The 14,740-nt window shown below is 55.7% G+C and carries 11 protein-coding genes and 5 pseudogenes; 13 read left to right on the top strand and 3 right to left on the bottom strand.

The window, feature by feature from the left end; genetic code table 11:
* Window positions 1-285 precede the first annotated feature (285 nt).
* A complete protein-coding gene (locus HX812_RS25035) occupies window positions 286-546 on the top strand; it encodes a hypothetical protein (RefSeq protein ID WP_038847194.1) in 261 nt (86 codons plus the stop codon).
* Between the two features lie 242 nt (window positions 547-788).
* Here the strand turns inward: HX812_RS25035 and HX812_RS25030 are convergent, their stop codons facing one another.
* Together HX812_RS25030 and HX812_RS25025 are read right to left on the bottom strand one after the other, a co-directional pair.
* On the bottom strand, window positions 789-2,108 hold the full coding sequence (locus HX812_RS25030; RefSeq protein WP_016978924.1) for an MFS transporter: 1,320 nt from the start codon (window positions 2,106-2,108) through the stop codon (window positions 789-791).
* 154 nt (window positions 2,109-2,262) lie between these two features.
* Window positions 2,263-2,514: pseudogene (locus HX812_RS25025) on the bottom strand (glucose-6-phosphate dehydrogenase); the annotation flags it as partial.
* A gap of 205 nt (window positions 2,515-2,719) precedes the next feature.
* On the opposite strand from HX812_RS25025, the pseudogene HX812_RS32170 reads away from it, so the two are divergent.
* The 8 genes and pseudogenes from HX812_RS32170 to HX812_RS24995 all read left to right on the top strand — a co-directional run.
* A pseudogene (locus HX812_RS32170) lies at window positions 2,720-2,983 on the top strand (IS5/IS1182 family transposase); the annotation flags it as partial.
* A 598-nt stretch (window positions 2,984-3,581) separates the two neighbouring features.
* Window positions 3,582-4,487 carry an AraC family transcriptional regulator gene (locus HX812_RS25020; protein ID WP_016978922.1) on the top strand — a complete coding sequence of 302 codons (906 nt, stop codon included), beginning with the start codon at window positions 3,582-3,584 and terminating at the stop codon, window positions 4,485-4,487.
* Between the two features lie 209 nt (window positions 4,488-4,696).
* Window positions 4,697-5,310 (top strand): annotated as a pseudogene (locus HX812_RS25015) (sugar ABC transporter substrate-binding protein); the annotation flags it as partial.
* Between the two features lie 73 nt (window positions 5,311-5,383).
* Window positions 5,384-5,521, top strand: a pseudogene (locus HX812_RS32165) (hypothetical protein); the annotation flags it as partial.
* A pseudogene (locus HX812_RS25010) lies at window positions 5,516-5,894 on the top strand (carbohydrate ABC transporter permease); the annotation flags it as partial. The pseudogenes HX812_RS32165 and HX812_RS25010, both read left to right, overlap by 6 nt.
* Window positions 5,895-6,042: 148 nt before the next feature.
* Window positions 6,043-7,143 (top strand): ABC transporter ATP-binding protein, encoded by a 1,101-nt coding sequence (locus HX812_RS25005; protein WP_016978921.1) that lies wholly within the window; start codon window positions 6,043-6,045, stop codon window positions 7,141-7,143.
* 15 nt (window positions 7,144-7,158) lie between these two features.
* Window positions 7,159-8,661, top strand: a complete 1,503-nt coding sequence (locus HX812_RS25000) for a mannitol dehydrogenase family protein (protein WP_016968898.1) — start codon at window positions 7,159-7,161, stop codon at window positions 8,659-8,661.
* 44 nt (window positions 8,662-8,705) lie between these two features.
* Window positions 8,706-9,614, top strand: a complete 909-nt coding sequence (locus HX812_RS24995; protein WP_016978920.1) for a carbohydrate kinase — start codon at window positions 8,706-8,708, stop codon at window positions 9,612-9,614.
* Window positions 9,615-9,890: 276 nt separating this feature from the next.
* Here HX812_RS24995 and HX812_RS24990 read toward each other — a convergent pair whose 3' ends face one another.
* Window positions 9,891-10,031, bottom strand: coding sequence for a hypothetical protein (locus tag HX812_RS24990; RefSeq protein ID WP_256346571.1), 141 nt, complete (start codon window positions 10,029-10,031; stop codon window positions 9,891-9,893).
* A 295-nt stretch (window positions 10,032-10,326) separates the two neighbouring features.
* On the opposite strand from HX812_RS24990, the gene HX812_RS24985 reads away from it, so the two are divergent.
* The 4 genes from HX812_RS24985 to HX812_RS24970 all read left to right on the top strand — a co-directional run bounded on the left by HX812_RS24985 (window position 10,327) and on the right by HX812_RS24970 (window position 14,740).
* Window positions 10,327-11,811, top strand: a complete 1,485-nt coding sequence (locus HX812_RS24985) for a sigma-54-dependent Fis family transcriptional regulator (RefSeq protein ID WP_025999948.1) — start codon at window positions 10,327-10,329, stop codon at window positions 11,809-11,811.
* Window positions 11,812-11,976: 165 nt separating this feature from the next.
* Complete coding sequence (locus tag HX812_RS24980) at window positions 11,977-12,648, top strand: VWA domain-containing protein (RefSeq protein ID WP_016978918.1); 672 nt, start codon at window positions 11,977-11,979, stop codon at window positions 12,646-12,648.
* Window positions 12,648-13,349: a PP2C family serine/threonine-protein phosphatase gene (locus HX812_RS24975; RefSeq protein WP_016978917.1), complete on the top strand. Its 702-nt coding sequence runs from the start codon at window positions 12,648-12,650 to the stop codon at window positions 13,347-13,349. Before HX812_RS24980 ends, HX812_RS24975 begins: the two co-directional genes overlap by 1 nt.
* Complete coding sequence (locus HX812_RS24970) at window positions 13,346-14,740, top strand: protein kinase (RefSeq protein WP_038848920.1); 1,395 nt, start codon at window positions 13,346-13,348, stop codon at window positions 14,738-14,740. Before HX812_RS24975 ends, HX812_RS24970 begins: the two co-directional genes overlap by 4 nt.

Below are 14,740 nucleotides of genomic sequence, written 5' to 3'. Positions count from 1 at the left end.
GCGGTGGTGACGGAGGCCTTTTGAAGTAGGCTGCTGTAAATCACCATCAGCAATGGATATTTATGAGTGCGTGATCAGTCAATAGAGTGCCCCCTTGGTTGTTTACCTCACCGTAGGAGCTACAGGTGGGCAGAAATGCTCGCTCATCCTTGACGAAGTAATGTTGAATATCCAGCTGAACACGAAACGCACCTTAGTGACTACATTTGTTGGCGATGGCGACATAAAACCGTCGGCCCGGGCGTCGCTGCGATGGCTCGTTGGGTTGGGTGGAACGGACGACAAATGTTCTTGATCAACTTGTCCGAAGCTTTCTTACCTGACGAAGAATACGGCTCAGTTGACCACACTGTACGCCCAGCAAAACCGTGGATGGCTCGAAAACAGCTGATGGGGCGGGCGAGCTGCGCGCTCAAAACAGAAAAGCCAGCGAGCACGCTCGTCGAGATGCTATCAAACCTGTTTTTCGAAAATACTGATGCATTCAGACGAACTTTCGACTTTGCGACGTTTTGCGGCAAGTTGATTGAAGTCCTTCGTGAGTGAGTATCATCCATATGCTTATGGCTCACACGCCTGCCTCTCAATTGGCGTGTGAGATCGATTAGTTGTTGCCGCACAAATGGCAACCGGTTTAATCGCGTAAGGCGTGATTGTTGGGTGCATAAGTTTTTGCCATCACGTCGCATAGATATAGTATTTACTAGTGTCTTCATAATTGCAGCTAGGTCAATATAACTCTTCTCTTCTTTTTAGCTCTGTTTATTGAAGATTATAACTGCTTGGCACTATTTCCTCGTTAAAATAACTTCGTTGGCAGTGGCGTGAGTTGAAAAATGACGGGCTGGCTCCTCGTCCGTCTGAAGCTTTGGCTGGTCGATTCGAATACAACATGTCAATACCGCGCCCACCAGATACAGCAAAGCATAGACCCACACCACCCCTTGGACTCCAAGCCAGGAAATCGTTAGCGTTGCAATGGCCGGCCCCATAAAGTTCGACATTCCAGCGGCGAGGTTGTGGGCGGACATAGCCGCCCCTTGCTGTTCCGGGGCAATGGCAAGAAATACAGGTCCAATGGGAACGAACGCTGAGACGCAAATACCCAGTGCAATTGCGGCGGTACTGGCCAGTCCGAAGTGAGCGCCATACATCAGAGGCAAGTAATAGAAAGCCAGGGTCGCCAGCGCGCAGCCAACACAGCCGAACCAACGCATCTGCCATAGCCAGCCGATTCGGTCCCCGATCCATCCCCACATCACGTTAGTGAAAATGGTGACAACGAACATCAGCCCCCACAGATACAACCATTGCTCCATGGTGAAGCCTACGGCTTCCGAAGTGAGGTAAAGCGGCATAATCACAGGGAATCCAAACAAGGTCAGGTTGCAGATGACCCGTACAATGGCTGCAATCAAAATGCTGCGTTGATCGAAGAGGATGGTCACCCCTCGGCTCAGGTCGCGCAAACGGTCGGCGAAGCTTGCCGGCGTGCCTTCCCGTGCCTTGCCTTGATCCTCAACTACGAACACAATCAATACCGCAGCCAGCGCGACCCACAATGTTGCCATCCAAAGTGTACCGATAAAGCCAATCCGCGAAATGCTCAGGCTCGGCAGATACATCCCGAGAAAACCGATACCGATGGAATACATGGTCCAATACCAACCCATCGCTGAAGCAAGGCGGGCCCCGGGCGTCACTTGAGCAATCCAGACCAGGAATGCGTAGATGAACAAGGGGTAAGCAAGCCCACGAATTCCATAAAAAAGCACCATTAATGGGTAGTTCTGTGCGCTCAGGCCGAGCGTCAGAAATAGCGCATGGAAGATCAGCCAGGCCACGACGCCGATCAACATGATTCGACGCGGACCGAAGGTTTCGGCCAGCACGCCGGAACTCCAGCTGGACAAAGCGGCGAGCAGACCATAAACAGTAAAAAGAAAGGATGCTCGGGTGGGGGAGAAGCCGAGATCGACAATGTAACGAGACAGGAAGGCGAGTTCAATGCCATCCCCAGACATAAATAGGGCAATGGCGACGTAACCCCAGATAAGACATATAGGCATGCCGAACAGCAGCCCTCGGGACGCTTGGCGAGTGGCCATAACGCTTTCCTTTATTGTATTTGTAAGTTAAACAACGCCGAAGAGGCTGTAGCGAAATCGGCAGGTAATACTGCAAGGATCTCATCGTGTAAAAGATAACTGCTACTAAGTATGAGCACGAAAACTGATACTATTTTGTAGTTGTGGAATTGGAGCCGCTCCATAATTGCATGCCCTTATACAGGCCCTGCTCCTTCGTCATCCCGTGCAAGGAAATGTCTTCGTCCGGTTGCGGACGCATGATCAGCTTGTTGCTGATCTGCTGGCGTTGCTCGGGGGCTAAGGTATAGTGCGATGGTTCAATGTAGTGGAGGATGATCTGCGATCTCTTCTGCGGCATGCGTTTGTCGCGAGCTATACTGGTCGAATACTGACATCTAGCTAACGTGCGGATTTCCGCGCCCAAGCGCGGCTTTTGCTGGAGCTAATGCGCGCAATCAGAGTTTTTTGCAAATAAGATTAGACGCCGCGAGGAAATAGTAAGTCCCGTTGATCGTCGGTTGAAAAATGCGATGACGTGCCCAAGTATTGGACGGCAGGTTCCTAGGGGAACTCTGATGAAGATTTCTTGAGCTTGGCAAAATGGCGGAGCTTCACCCGCTACCACTCCGATGAAGCAAATTGCCTTTGCCCCTGCCGAGTACTTTGGAGTGCGCAAGCAGGCCGCAAAGTATTATTCCCGCCGAGATGGATAGGATCGTCCTGTGTAAGGATTTATTTGCCCTGATCGAGCCGCATCATCCGAAGGGGAGTGGTTAGCGTCCGACCTATCCCCTGATGACGATGCTGCGTATTCATTTGATGCAAAACTGGTCGGCTACAGCGTTCTGGCGTTGAAGGAGGCGCGTATGAAATTATTATTTTCAACTTCCGTCGGTTGCTGGAACCGGAGTAGAGCGCGCTCTGAGCGTTAAGGTCGCCATGTGGTAGATTGACGCCCGGCGTGGCGTGTACGGGAAGCTGGGCAAACGCTGTATTCCGTACGAAACCAAATGCTAAATCAAAGAAGCAAAGCTAGTGCCGTCAGAGCGAAGGTTGAGCTCCGTTCTGGGCAATTAGGTGCTAATTCAGTCATGTGAGGAGCTTTTTCGTGGTATGGGCAAAGCTGCGGCACTGTTGGTGCCGCCGTTCATGTTGTCGAGTCTGTTGATAAAGCGTAGATATTTACTGGCGGGTGTTGGTGAGGTGTGTCTACGAGGCGCTTGCGGTGGCTAAAAAATCCAGAAATTAACCGGTGATCTGATCGTCTTTGATCCATCGTTGTGTTCAAAGCTGACGGTATCTGAAGAAAGCTAGAAATGCTTGGCTGTTTCAGGCTATCCCTAGAGGCTCTCCTATAGTTTATCATGCTTGTTAGCCCGTTAGGCTAAGCGTTGTTACTCTGTGGCATATGCGCGATTGGATGAATGGTGTGGCTATAACTGTCGCGAAAATAGACCTTGTAAGATGCAATAAAACAAAAAGCAGTCTAATGTGAACCGCTCAGCGAAAATTACTGACCCTTCCTTCGAGCTGATGGACGACCACAACGGGTTGTCCATCATCTATCGCCAGCACGGATTTCCCTGCCCGCTGGTGCGTTGGCATTTCCACAAGGAGTACGAACTGCACCTGATAGTCGCGAGTTCCGGCAAGGTGTTCATCGGCGATTACATCGGCAATTTCTATCCGCAAACCCTGTTCCTGACTGGCCCCAACCTACCTCACAACTGGATCAGCCAGATTGTCGAAGGTGAAGTGGTGCCCAAGCGCGACATGTTGGTCAACTTTTCCGATGAACTGTTCGACAAAGGCCATCAGGTGTTTGCCGAGCTCAAGATCCTGGTGCCGCTGTTGAAGCGTGCGCAGTACGGCATCGAGTTTCGTTGCAAGCACACGATTGGCATGGCGATGGACCTGATGCAATGCATTGCCAGCACCCGAGGTATGACCCGCCTCGGACACTTTTTCATGCTCCTGGAGTTGCTCGCCGCCTGCGAAGATTATCAACTTTTATCAGGTGCGACGACGCTGCAATTGGCCGACGAGCACCACATCGATCGTACCAATCGAGCGGTGGATTACATCTTTGCCCATTACGCCCGGGATCTGCCGCTGGAGGAAGTGGCTGAGCACCTGGGCATGAAACCGACCTACTTCAGCCGGGTGTTCAGGCAGGCCACCGGGCGCTGTTTCATCGAGTTTGTCAATCGCCTGCGAATCAGCAAGTCTTGCGAGCTACTGGCCGATGGCGTTAAATCGGTGACTGACGTGTGCTTCGAATCAGGCTTCAACAATATCTCCAATTTCAACCGGCGCTTTCAGCAGCAGAAGGGCATGACGCCTTCGCATTACCGGCGGTTGGTGGTGCAGCGGTTGACCGAGCAAAACCAAAGTTGAGTTCGCTCCCACGAGTGCTGTATTTCAACCCGATAACCTATACGAATTCGATCGTCTGTCATCGCTGTACAGCCCTTCCCTGTGTCGTTCGCTGTAAAATTAAGTGCAAAATAATATCAATCTAAATGCGAAGGATGATTTGTTTTGCCCGCAATTGAAGTCTGTAATTAGCGCATATTCTGCCAACCGTCGAAAGATACGAAAACAACGTCAACACCATGAAAAAATCCGGTACACAGGTGGCGTCAAGCAACGGTCTCAACGAAAACCTTGCGCTGTTCAACAGCGAAAAATGCGTAATCTGGGTCGATGCCAGTGTCGCCGGCTCGTTCGTCACCGACAAGAACCAAAGCAAGGTCAGCGACCACGTCGGCTTGAGACATGCGCCCCACGAGGTTACCGACAAAGGCTCGGCCTGGTTGTACTTCTGGGCATTGGCGATCCCTACCAGCTACAAGGCCAAGGAGGCGGCAAAAACCTTCAGTGCCTGGGCTACGTTCAAGGAGTTCGGGGCGTTGGTCGCGGAAAAGATGGCGTCGCCAACGAGCCGCCCGGTAGCCGAGCCTCGGCCTACAGCGAGGCGTGCTTGAACGCCGCGCCATTTGTCAGAGTCACGCTGGAGTTGCTCATAGCCGCGGCCCCGAGCAAGCCGAGCGCCAAACCGGTGCAGTACATCGGCATTCAGTTAGTGATCATCCCGGAGTTCCTGGGCATTGGCATCTAGGTCGGCAAATTGTTGTTCTCGGCGCTGATCGACCAGGCCCTGGCCGCTGCCCAGCAGGCCACCGAACGGGAGATGAAGCGCGCCGGGTACCCGAAATAACCACGCAGTCCCGCTCCCACATTGGAACTTCACTGGTCTACACGACTCGGTTCTTACGCCATGAATATTTCAAATGCCAAAGCTCACCCGGATATTAAGTCGCGTGGCCAAACTTGGCCGGTTTCTGGTCAGTCCCTCGGTGGCCTTGTTGCTGTTGTGGATGATCGTGCCGCTGGGCATGACCCTGTACTTTTCGCTGACCCCCTACGACCCGATCAACCTGCCGATTGTGGTGTGGATGGTTTACACCTACTTCAAGGACATCCTCGAAGCTGCCCCCTGGATTGCGCACACTCTGGCAGGAGATGGTCCGCGTTCTGCTGCCGATTGCCAAGGGCGGCCTGGCCTCCACCGTGTTGCTGTCGCTGATCCTGTGCTGGAACGAGGCATTTTAGTCGCTGAGCCTGACTTCGTTGGCCGTTGCGCCGTTAACTGCGCTGATCGCCTCCAACTCCAGCCCCGAAGACTTGTTCTGGGCCAAGTTGTCCGCCGTGTCGTCCCTGGCTTGCGCGCCGATCCTGAATTTTGGCTGGATCAGCCAGAAACAGCTGGTGCGCGGTTTGTCCTTCGGCGCAGTGAAATAAGCCCGCTGTTCATAAATCCCCTTGTGGGAATGGGCTTGCTCGCAATAGATGTCAATGATAACCCGTTGTCTGAAGGATAGTCGCGAGCAGGCTCGCCCCCACAAAAATCCTGCACGGCGCACCAAATAAGTTCAAATGGAGGCCCACCATGGCCAAACTGAAAATCAAGAATCTGCAAAAACGTTTCGAAGGCTTTTCTATCATCAAGGGCATCGGCCTGGAAGTGACCGACAAGGAGTTTGTGGTCTTCGTCGCCCCCGCGGGCTGCGGCAAGCCCACCCTGTTGCGGCTGATTGCCGGCCTTGAGGAAGTCTGCGGCGGCACCATCGCGCTTGGCCGCGACATCACCGAAGTCAGCCCGGCCAAGCGCGACCTAGCGATGGTGTTCCAGGCCTACGGCCTGTATCCGCACATGAGCGTGCGCAAGAACATGTCCTTTGCCCTCGACCTAGCCGGGGTGCCAAAAGCCGAAGTGTTAAAAAAAGTCAGTGAAGCGGCACGTATTCTCGAACTCGGGCCGATGCTTGAGCTTAAGCCGAAGCAACTGTCCGGTGGCGAGCGGCAACGCGTTGCGATTGGCCGGGCCATCGTGCGCAACCCGAAAATTTTCCTGTTCGATGAACCACTGTCCAGTCTTGACGCCACGCTGCGGGTGCAGATGCACCTTGAACTGCTACGCCTGCACAAGGATTTGCAAGCGACCATGATCTACGTGACCCACGATCAGGTCGAAGCGATGACCATGGCCGATAAGGTAGTGGTGTTCAATGGTGGCAGGATCGAGCAGGTCAGCTTGCGTCTGGATCGTTACCATCAGCCGGCCAACCTGGTCGTCGCCGGTTTTCTCGGCACGCCGAAAAAGGGATTTCTCAAGAGCAGCGTCAGCCTTGTCGAGCGCCAGGGCTGTGAAGTTTTGCTGGATGCCGGCACCCGCATCACATTGCGAGTGAGCTGCGCCAGCCTGAGCGTCAGTGGCGCGGTGACTCAAGGTATTCGCCCGGAGCATTTAGAACTGGCCATGCCTGGTGACTGCACCTTGCAGGTCACTGCCGACGTCGGTGAACATCTGGGCAGCGACACGTTCTGCCACATGCGCACGGCGTCCGGCGAGGCCTTGACCATGCGCGTGCTTGGCGACCTAGCCAGCCGCTACGGCGAAACATTGAGCCTGCATTTGAATGCCGACCACTGCCATTTGTTCGATGGCAACGGCGTGGCTGTTACCCGACCACTGCGCGCTGCCGCCTGATTTCAGGGATCCTGTATGAAACTCACTAAAAAAAACCTCAACCGTTTCGCCCCAGAGGTGATTCTGCCCGCCTACAACCTGAGCGACACCCGTCAGGGCATCGCCCATATCGGCGTCGGCGGCTTCCATCGCGCCCACCAGGCGTATTATACCGATGCGCTGATGAACCTGGGCGAAGGCCTCGAATGGGCAATCTGCGGCGTCGGCCTGCGCGGCGAAGACCGTCGTGCCCACGACCACCTGCACGGCCAGGACTGTCTGTTCACCCTGTTCGAACTGGGAGACAACGACGCCACCGAAGTGCGGGTAATCGGCTCGATTCGCGACATGCTGTTGGCTGAGGACAATGCCCAGGCACTGATCGAAAAACTCGCCGACCCGCAAATCCGCATCGTGTCGCTGACCATTACCGAAGGCGGTTATTGCATCGACGACAGCAACGGCGAATTCATGGCCGATCTGCCGCAGATTCAGCACGACCTGAGCAGCCCGGCGGCCCCGAAAACGGTGTTCGGCTTTCTCTGCGCCGCTCTGGCCAAACGCCGTGCCGCCGGCACGCCAGCCTTCACCTTGATGTCCTGCGATAACCTGCCGCACAACGGCGCCGTGACCCGCAAGGCTTTGCTGGCCTTTGCCGCTTTGCTCGATGCCGATCTAACGGGCTGGATCGCGGCTAACGTCAGCTTCCCCAACGCCATGGTCGACCGCATCACGCCGATGACCAGCGTTGAACATCGCCTGCAACTGGCCGACCAGCACGGTGTTGACGACACCTGGCCGGTGGTTTGTGAACCCTTTGCGCAATGGGTGCTGGAAGACAAGTTCGTCAACGGGCGCCCGGCCTGGGAAAAGGTCGGTGTGCAATTTACCGACGATGTCACGCCTTACGAAGAGATGAAGATCAAGCTGCTCAACGGCAGCCATCTGGCCCTGACGTATCTGGGGTTCCTGAAGGGTTACCGGTTCGTCCATGAGACCATGAATGACTCGCTATTCGTACGCTACATACGCGCTTACATGGAGCTGGATGTGACCCCGCAGTTGGCGCCGGTGCCGGGAATCGACCTGACCGAATACCAGAACACCCTGGTCTCACGCTTCTCCAATCGGGCGATTGCCGATCAGCTGGAGCGGGTGTGTTCGGATGGCTCGTCGAAGCTTCCAAAGTTCACCGTGCCGACCATCAACCGCTTGATTGCCGAGGGCCGGGATACCCGGCGCGCGGCGCTGGTGGTGGCGGCCTGGGCTATGTATTTGAAAGGGGTGGAGGAGAATGGCAATATCTACTTGATTGCGGATCCGCGGGCGGCGTTTTGTCAGGTATTGGTGGCCGATGATGCATTAATCACTCAGCGATTGCTGACAGTTGAGGAGATTTTTGGTGTGCAGATTCCTAACTCTCCCGAGTTCGTGGCGGCGTTTGAATGGTGCTACAACAGCTTGCGGGATGTGGGAGTGACACAGACGTTGGAAAAAGTTCTCACCATTCCCTGCGGTTCTCCAGAACCCATTGTGTAAGGCCAGTCGGCCGAGAAATCTCTTTAATCAGAAAGGAAAGGACGATGGTATTGCCTCGGGCAATCGTATTTGGTGAAGCCCTGACTGACATTGTACAGGGCGTACCCGGACAGTGGCAGGGTTTTTCGGGCGGTGCGCCTTGGAACGTTGCACGAGCGCTCAGTCGCCTGAGTGTCAGCAGCTCCTTTGCAGGGGCCGTCAGTACGGACTCGTTGGGCGACGAGATAGCCCTACAGTCAGAGGTGGCAGGGCTAGATATGCGATTTATACAACGAGTGGACCGAGAGCCCTTGGTCGCCATCGTTCCGTCAAGCCGCCCGCCTAGGTACTTTTTTGCCGGGGATGCCGATCTGTTTTTCGATACGGGCCTGCTGCCGCAAGGTTGGCTTGACCATACCGAAGTTTGTCATTTTGGCTGCATCAGTCTGGCTCGACAGCCATTGGGAGATCGTTTGGTCAGCCTCGCCGAACAGGTGAAACGCGCTGGCAAACGAATTAGCTTTGATCCGAACTGGCGCAATTTGATGGACAGATATTACCGGGAGAGCACTTTCCCAACGATGACCGCCCTGGCTGACATGATCAAGCTGTCCGATGAAGACCTTCGTCACCTCTATCCCGGATTGACCGAACATCAGGCCATGGATGAGTTACGTGCGCTCAACTTTAGGGCGCAGATCCTGTTCACCCGAGGTGCAGACGGAATGATTCTTCATACGTCGGACCGTCAATACGAACAGCCCGCGATTCTTGGGGACGTTGCCGATACTGTGGGGGCGGGCGATGCGAGCATGGCGGGTTGGTTGGCTGCAGATTTGCTGGGAATCACCGATCTGAAGGAGCGTCTGCGTTTTTCAACTGCTTGCGCCTCCCTATCGTGTCGACATACCGGAGCCTATGCACCAACGTTGGCAGAAGTTAAAAATCTACTTACCTCGCTACCCAGTGGCTGAAGAAATGGAAAAGAGGCTGACGTATCGATGCGTATTTCAGCATTACACTAATGTCGAGCAAGCATGTTTCCGTTAGGACGCGTGAAAGAAAATAGTTACAGAGATGCCTATTTCTTGATTCAGTGCTTGCTCTTCAGTTTAATGATCTGTTGGCGCCTACGCCGAATTTCCCCAGTTGCTGAGATTTCACTGACCCAGTCTGACTCCTCGCGAATCCTTGTCTGTGCTGGACTTTTGAAGGTTTGGAGGTGGGGCAGTCTTGTCTCGGCACGTAGGTCAATTCATCGTCGGCGTGAACAGCCCAGCCCGAAGAAGTAAAAGCCTTGCCACCTTGGTGGCGAATTGCAGCTTGTAAATTTCCAGAGCGTCATACCTGTGATAGCCGAGTTTCGCATCTCGAACGAGAAGATTGATCATTTCGTTAATCGACTCTTGCACGTACCTCTGCTTCCAAGGCATTCAAGATTCAAAATCTGGCTGATTGCATAAGCACTGATTGGAGCCGCCTCCATCGTGGTGGAGAGTGCGTGTAGCCTGCCGCATCAGCCTGATGCTAAATCGAAGTAAATAGGATCATGTGGGTGCCTACTAACGGATAGATGTTAAATGGCCACTTTTTAAGTATAAAGGCATTTGATTTGATATCTGGTAGCGATAGTCCTTGATCGTGATGAGGGCCTTCGTTAGCAAAAGGATTTGTTGGAGCTCAGGGATGGTTGCGGTAAAGCATAAGGTTTTGGTCAGTTGGATCGGCGCTAACGATTTGAAAGCGGTGATCGGCGAGGGGGCGGGGCCTGTCTGTTCGGCCCTCGCTGCTGTCGATTTCGATGTCGTCGAACTCTTGTGTGCGTACCCTGCGGAGCAGGTTGAGCGTTATCTTCGCTGGCTCCGCGAGCAAGTCGATATTCCCGTCACGGCCTATGTCGAGCCGTTATCCTCCCCTGTGCATTTCGGCGAGATTTATCACGCGGCCAATCGGCATCTGCAGCGGTTGGTGGGAGAAGGGGCACATCTTTCCATCTTGCTGAGCCCCGGAACACCTGCGATGCAGGCGGTGTGGATCCTGTTGGGCAAGACCCGTTACCCCGCAGTCTTCTATCAATCTTCGTTGGAACAAGGTGTCCAGCAGGTTGATATCCCCTTCGAAATCGCTGCCGAGTATGTTCCAGCGGCCAGCGCAATCAGCGGCAACCAGTTGGCCAAACTGGCTGAGCAGCAAGTGCCGGTGGATGCCGCGTTTGACAGCATTGTCGCGGAAAGTGGTCGCATGCTGGCCATCAAGGCACAGGCCCACGTTCTTGCTGAGAAAGGCGTGCCGGTCCTTATCTATGGAGAGACGGGTACCGGCAAAGAGTTGTTTGCCCGAGCCATCCACAACGCAGGAACGCGCGCTAGCCAGCCGTTCGTAACTGTCAACTGCGGTGCTATTCCCTCTGAACTGGTTGATTCCGTGCTCTTCGGCCACAAAAAAGGTGCGTTTACCGGCGCGATTGCAGATCGGCTTGGGGTGTTCGAACAGGCTCATGGCGGGACGCTATTTCTTGATGAGTTCGGTGAACTGACCTTGGCCGTGCAGGTGCGGCTATTGCGTGTACTGCAAGAGGGCACATTCACGCCGGTCGGTGCCAGTCGTGAAGTGCAGGTGAATGTGCGCCTGATCACCGCCACTCACCGCAATCTGATGGCAGACGTCGCACATGGCAGTTTCCGTGAGGACCTGTTTTATCGCATCGCTGTAGGTGTCCTGCATCTGCCGGCGCTGCGCGAGCGCGAGGGTGACCTGCGGCTCTTGACCGATGCGCTGCTGGCCGGTATCGGCAGCCAAGATCCCAGCCTGAAGGAAAAAAAGGTTTCGCTGGAGGCCAGGGAACTCATCCAACGGCACCCGTGGCGCGGCAACGTTAGGGAGTTACACGCCACCTTGCTGCGCGCTGCGCTCTGGTGCCAGGACTCGCTGATTACCCGGGGCGATATTGACCAGGCGTTGTTCAAACTGCCGGCGCAGGACAACGACCTGATGACGATGGATGTGTCCCAAGGGGTGGACATCAACCACATCATTTCCAAAGTCGTGAGCCACTACGTGCGTGGCGCATTGGCCTCAACGGGCCAGAACAAAACCCGAGCCGCCTTGCTCCTGGGGCTCAAGAGCCAGCAGACCCTGAGCAAGTGGATCGAAAAGCACTGTGTCGAATAACAAGCGAGGGTAAGAAAAATTACTTTGAAGTAATGAATATTATTTTTTTCGGGCGTTATTGATCCTTGCATTTCGTAACTTATTGTTTTTAAAGAAATAAATTATTCTGGCACGAAGCTCGCTATAACCAGGACGTCACTTACTGATTACCAAGGAACCGTTGAAATGTCAGAGCTCAAGAAATTCCAGATCCAAGCTGCCCGTCCTTTGCCTGTGATTGTGCTGGCGGACACCAGTGGCAGCATGTCGGAGGGCGGCAAGATCGAGGCGTTGAACAGCGCGCTCCAGGACATGATCGCCACCTTTGCCCATGAAAGCCGCCTGCGCGCTGAAATCCAGGTGAGCGTGATCACCTTTGGCGGCAGCAGCGCAGAGTTGAACCTGCCCTTGACCCCGGCCCATCAAATCCAAAGTTTCAGCCAGCTCACGGCGGATGGCGCCACGCCCTTGGGCGGCGCATTGCGCCTGGCCAGCCAACTGATCGAAGACAAAGACATCGTGCCGTCCCGCGCCTACAAACCGGTGATTGTGTTGGTCTCCGATGGTTACCCCAATGACGAGTGGGAGACGCCTTTTGCGCAATTGCAAAATGGTGAGCGCTCCTCCAAGGCCACGCGCTTCGCCATGGGCATCGGTGCCGATGCAGATGTGAGCATGCTGGCCGACTTCGCCAATGATCAGGAAGCGCCGCTGTTTCAAGCCTCTGAGGCACGGGATATTCATCGCTTCTTCCGTGCCGTGACCATGAGCGTCAGCGCCCTTAGCCAGTCGTCGACCCCCAATCAAACGCTCCCGTTGGAGCTGCCGTCTGCCGATGATCAAGACTGGGAATTCTGATGCGCCTGGCAGCGTCTGGTGCCAAGGTCATCGGGCCGGGGCACCTGCAGGACGGCGTGGTCAACCAGGATGCCATGGGGGTCTATGGCGTGCGTCAGGGGTGGTGCATCGCGGTCTGTGACGGCCTGGGCAGCCGGCGCCTGAGCCACATCGGCTCCAGCAAGGCGGTACGCCTGGTCAAGCAACATACCAGGCAGGCCTTCGCCGTTTCTGCACAAAAACTGGGCCAGGCCATTCGCTTGTCCTGGCTTGAGCATTTCGGCACCCGCTATCGCGATTACGAAACCACCTGCCTGTGGGCTCGGGTCGATGCCCGCGGCCGTGGGCAGGCCGGGCAGATAGGGGATGGGCTGCTGCTGCTCAAGAGCCGAGGTGCCTTCCGGGTGATCAGCGCGGCGCGCCAGGGGTTCGGCAACCAGACCGACACCCTGGCCCAGGCAGGCGAGGGGCTGTGGCAGACTTGCGAGTTCGAATTGGTACTGCCCGGCGATGGCGTGCTGCTGATGACGGACGGCATCAGTGACGATCTGATCCCCGAGCAGTTGGAACCCTTTTTCGATGTGATTTACCGCCGCCTTGCGCGCAGCAACAGACGCCGCATGCGCACCTGGCTGGAGCGAGAAATGCACGCCTGGTCCACGCCACTTCACGGTGATGACAAGAGCATCGCCGGTATCTTTCGAACGGATCACAAACAATGACCGCTACCCAGCGCAGTACCAAGCATGTCCTGGATGAAAAGGGCACTCGCTACGACTTGTTGAGCGAGATGAGCCGTGGCGGGCAAGGTGTGGTGTATCGCACACAATTGCCCACTGTCCTGGTCAAGGGCTTTATCCATACTGACCTCGATGCCAAGCAACGCTGGCATCGTCATATGGCATGGTTGATCCGCCAGGACCTCAGCGACCTGAAACTGGCGCGACCGCTGGCACTGCTCAAGCCGCCGCGCTTTGGCTATGTCATGGAGCTGATGGACGGGCTGGTTCCATTGCAAAGCCTGTTGGACAGTTTTGTCGCCGCCGAGGACGATGCCGCCAGTGATTACCTGGCCCAGGGCGGCCTGCGTCGGCGGGTGCGTATTCTGTGCCAGTTGGCCAGGACCTTGAACCAGCTGCATGGGCGCGGCATGCTCTACGGCGACCTGTCCCCGGCCAATATTTTTGTGTCGGATGATCCCGGGTTTGCCGAAACCTGGCTGATCGACTGCGACAACATCAGCCTGCAGGCCCACAGCGGCCTGACCCTTCACACCCCCGACTATGGCGCGCCGGAAGTGGTGCGCGGCGAGGCCATGCTGTCGAGCCTGACGGACTGCTGGAGCTTTGCCGTCATCGCCTATCGCGTGTTGACCCACAACCATCCCTTTAAGGGCGAACTGGTCGAACTGGGTGAGCCGGAGGAAGAGGACGCGGCACTGCGAGGGGAGCATCCATGGATCAATGATTCGGATGACCCCGACAATGCCTGCTTTGCCAACCTGCCGTTGCAATTGGCCGAACACAGCCGCTTGCCCGCGCTGTTCAGTCGCTGCTTCGAGCAGGGCAAGCAAGATGCAATCGCCCGCCCGGGTATCGCCGAATGGTTGGAAGCCCTGGTGGAGATCGACGAACGCATGGTTGAGTGCGCCGAATGCACCTCCACCTCGTTGATGCCGGGCACTGGCGTTGACCCTGCGCACATGGCCTGCTTTTTTTGCGATGCACCGGTCGACGCCAACCTGGTGGTGTTCGAGGAGTTCATCTGCCTGGCGCCGGAAGAAAGGGACGCCGAACTGCCTGACCACCGCATCGCCACCGGTCGCCGTGTGTACCTGCAACCGGGGGCAAACCAAGAGCTCAAGCGGTTGTTACCCTCGTTCAGTTATGACCGTTGGCCCACCGACCATGTACGCCTCGAATACACCGGCAAGGGCCTGGGGATCCACCAGTTGCCAGACGGCGAGCTGTACCTGCAAGGCGAGGGCGATCCCAAGCAACTCGGGGAATTCCAGGGGCTCAAGGCGGCACGTCGTGGCCAGTATGACCAGCCGTACCAGTTGCATATCGGCCCTCCCGGGGAAACCCATGTCGTCTGGCAATTCCGGTGGTGA

It is taken from the genome of Pseudomonas sp. IPO3749 (assembly GCF_013386605.1).
Taxonomy (GTDB): domain Bacteria; phylum Pseudomonadota; class Gammaproteobacteria; order Pseudomonadales; family Pseudomonadaceae; genus Aquipseudomonas; species Aquipseudomonas azotoformans_A.
This window is presented reverse-complemented; position numbering and strand designations above follow the sequence as displayed.